Genomic DNA, 3,754 nt, shown 5'->3' on the forward strand with positions numbered 1-3,754 from the left:
GCAGCCGCCGCGCCAAGAAGGCGGTGGGCCTGCAGCGCGAGCTTGTGCAGTAAGTCCCTTTTGTATTCAGCGTTAAGCGTGTCGGTTTGCTTCAACATAGCATAGAATGCTGCCTCCCGATCGTCGACACGAAGTGAGGAAATGCTGTCCGCGAGCGTGACCAGCGGCGCGCCTCGTATCCCAGCATCAAGTGTGAGAATGCTCTCGTACACAGTGTTGAACGCAGCCGTTCGGTTACCTTCAGGAAGCGAGCCGATTCTGGGCGGGACTCGGCTGAATACCTCGGCTCGGGCGGCGGCATCAAGCGCGTTAATTTGTTTTAGCACGCGATTGAACGCGGCTGCTACCGTATCTTGGGGAAGCGACGGAATCGCTTCATACAGTGCGGCCAACGGTTTCCCGCGTGCGTCGCCATCAAGCGCACAAACGTGCATCAGCACGGCATTGAGCGTAGCCGTTCGATCACCTTCAGGTAACCGGTAGATCACGGACGAAAGGGCGCACAATACATCCGAGCGGGCGGCTGCATCAAGCTTGCTAACTTGCGACAGCACGGTATCGAAAGCCCCGCCTCGTCGGTCATAAGGAAGAGACCAAATCGCGGACGAAAGTGCAGCCAGCGGCCTTCCGCGTGGGTCGCCATCAAGCGCGAGGACATGTGTCAACACCATATTAAACGCGGCTGTTACCTCATCTTTAGGAAGATGCGGAATCGCGGACGCAAGTGCGGCCAGCGGCATCCCACGCGCGCCTGCATCCAGCGTAGCAATTTGCTTCAATACGTCAGCAAACACTTTGCCGCGGAGAACGTCCGAAAGATGCCCTATCCAATTGCAGAATTGGACGAGCACCGTCCCGTGCACGAGATCCAACTTCGGTCGATCGCGCATCCCGGATTCCTCGGCGGCGAGCGCTTTATGAAAATTAACCTCTATCGTCCCTTTGGCACTCCGTCGTATGAGGAGAACAGAATTGTCAAATTCCCTCTCAAGGGACACTTGAAAGGCGATCTGCTTTCGTCGCTGCAGAATACGGTGAAGATGAAACTTCCGCAGAACAAAAGGTAAGTGTCCGGGCCGAGCACAGCCACGTGGAGGGAGCTATGCGCGGCCTTGTCCCGTGGCGATGCGGTCCGGATGAGGCGAGGTGAATGGGTGCGCACCATGGAACATGAAGAATCATTTGCAATGCAAGCCTCCCTCGATGTGGAGGTGATAGGATGCCTAATCCAATTTTTGAGCGAGCGCCGCGCATAGTCCCCGATCTGATAGCACTGCGCGCCGCACAGCGAAAGGAATCGGCATAATCAGTGCGGTCAGCCGATGCGAAAGTCGCGGGCAATCTCACAAATGCGACCTCCCCAAAATCAAACGGGGAGACTCAATACTCCACCTACCTATTTGATACATCAGTATGCAATTCAAATTCAAGTCCATGTCGAATTTCGATCCATACGGTCCATACGGCAATCATGTATTTACTGTCAGCAAACAAAATAGCAAAATAGCAAAGCAAAATAGCGGAATAACAAAAAAATTAAACAAAAATCTTATCGGTTATGTTGCTGACTTTCTTCCTCCTTCAGAACATGGGAAATTGATTGATTTAAAAAATAAAAAATTTTCGATGGCTCTTCCAAAAGGACAGCCATTTAGAATGATCGGCGCAGACATAACAAAAAATAACTTCAGTGAGATGTTGTACGACGCGGCCGCTCTCGGTGGAGAAGAATTAGCGACGGTAATCGAGCGCATCGGGGCGCTCTCCGACGATGCGTTGGATGAGATCGGCGACAAATTATTTCCTGCGGCAATGCAGCAAATCCGAAAGCTAGAGTTGTCAGATCGCAGGTTGCCGCTTGCTTCTTTAGTAAAGGAAGTTCGAACGGTTAAAGATTTTGAATGCCTGAGAGAAGAGATAAATAAAATACCAGAGCTAGATCGAAGTGAGCCGCTAGGACGACTTATTATGCGCCTCAAGAACCTCAAGATCGGCGATCAGGAAGTGGTGCTCAACAAGTTGCGTCAAGAAGTGATGAATGGTAGCGCTTTGCAAGGCTACCCATCAATTGGGCTTGCATCCATCGGGCAGGGCTCCAGCTCGTCTTTCGAATCGTTTGCGAAGCTGCTCGATAATCTTCCAGAAAACGAGAGGGAGCGAAGTGCAATGCTTTATCTCGGAATGGGGTTCATAAAAAATGACGGTCTCGGTGACATCTCTAGGCTCCCAAAAATCATATCCTCTATATCAAATGACGGACATCGGTACCTCGTGATAAAGCAAGCATTGGTTAATTTTAGAAACGTTTTGATGCGGGATATCAGCCTCTTTTCTGAATTCCTCAATGTCGTCCGCTCAATCGAGAATAAAGAGTTGCGGGTCGTCTTAATGGAGTATCTCGCCATGGAATTTCCAGAGGGTGAGTTTTTGGATAAGTTTAAAGGCGAACTGAAAATACTTGGCGCGCCGTATGAGGCCGAAACACTTTGTCGTATGCGCGAGGCAGACTATCGTGACCCAGGCTCATTCTTTAAACGTTGGCGACGTCCTGATAACGGTACGCCTGAGTATTGTGCTTTATTTGGTACGCGCTTAGATTCAAAGTTTCGCCAAGCGACCGTGCCGCCAAAGCCAAATAAATATTTGGCATTTTGAAGCGTGTTGTCATGCATGCTCCGACTTGCCAAGCTTTTATAGTGACGTTTCGAAGCTCATAGCGGGTTGGCGCAGCACTTGTCGCGGTGCGCATGCTTCCGTCGCCCGCGGATGATGCGCACGCGGCGTGGCCGACGGCATTTTCGTTACAGATCTTGACCCGCGAGTCTCAGCCTAGAAATCGCGTTTACTTTCAATGAGATAGAGCAGCGCTTGTAAATTGATTGGCCGATGTCGTAATGAGATGGTCACCCAATCCTATTAACTTAAGCCGCATAGGCTTGTAAACACGGGGCTAAGCGGGTTGGATTCGGAATGTTGCATTCCTCACTATTTCACGATTTGAACTCGGATTGTCGCTATACTGGGCGGTATCAGCTAGCTTCATTCGGCGGAACTGCGTACGCGTCATGTTGCCGATCCGGGGCATTTCAGCCGGCGCCGCAAGCTGGACCTCCGCCACACTGATCAGCTGGTTTCTCGGCTGCAACCGGGCCTGCGTTCAGACTGAGCTCGGATCGCTTCTTCGCGGTGCTTTATAACCAGGGCGAACTGGTGCGAGGCGCCAACGCCCAGGCACTTTCGAAAGCCTGGCAGAACCTGCAGCACACCGCGTTCACCGATCTGACGCAGCATCTGCTTACGCTCGCCGAACAGCACATCGGCATGCCGCGCTGGCGCGGCATGCGTGTGGTGGCCGCCGACGCGAGCGATGTGCGGCTGGCTACGCGCGATGCCACACGTCGCGTGATCCAGTTTGTTCGATCTCTGGTTCAGCCGCGCCTACGCCGCCCAGATTCAGCGCTACCGTGAGTCATGGCGCCAGGGGCCACCCAGCCACCGCACCTGACTTCCGACGAGCCGTTCTGATACAGCACGGGGACCGCGCGGTCCCCGTTTTACTGCGCCGGCCGTCCCTCATTTAGTCGCCCATGCAAAACCGCCGCTTCCCTTGTGACATAAGGACATGGCGAATCTTGTTCCCGTTTAGAACTCCCGGAAATTAAAATAATGGCTGCGTGTGAGAGAAATCGAGCCAGTGAGACGCGATGACTGACGACTTTTTCCGAGCCCGGCTGGACCAGATGATCGACCTTCG

General features: G+C 52.8%; 4 protein-coding genes. 2 read left to right on the top strand and 2 right to left on the bottom strand.

Features of this window, described 5'->3' with window-relative positions:
• On the bottom strand, window positions 1–890 hold an 890-nt coding region (locus tag AWB78_RS47350), incomplete at its 3' end, for a hypothetical protein (protein WP_157697879.1).
• 523 nt (window positions 891–1,413) lie between these two features.
• Here AWB78_RS47350 and AWB78_RS41745 point away from each other — a divergent pair.
• Window positions 1,414–2,655, top strand: coding sequence for a hypothetical protein (locus AWB78_RS41745; protein WP_157697880.1), 1,242 nt, complete (start codon window positions 1,414–1,416; stop codon window positions 2,653–2,655).
• A gap of 531 nt (window positions 2,656–3,186) precedes the next feature.
• Window positions 3,187–3,468, top strand: a complete 282-nt coding sequence (locus AWB78_RS48045; protein ID WP_062613064.1) for a hypothetical protein — start codon at window positions 3,187–3,189, stop codon at window positions 3,466–3,468.
• An 86-nt stretch (window positions 3,469–3,554) separates the two neighbouring features.
• Here AWB78_RS48045 and AWB78_RS49080 read toward each other — a convergent pair.
• Window positions 3,555–3,754: hypothetical protein (locus tag AWB78_RS49080; protein WP_232478118.1), on the bottom strand; the 200-nt coding region annotated here is incomplete at its 5' end.

This window comes from Caballeronia calidae (assembly GCF_900044055.2).
GTDB classification, from domain to species: domain Bacteria; phylum Pseudomonadota; class Gammaproteobacteria; order Burkholderiales; family Burkholderiaceae; genus Caballeronia; species Caballeronia calidae.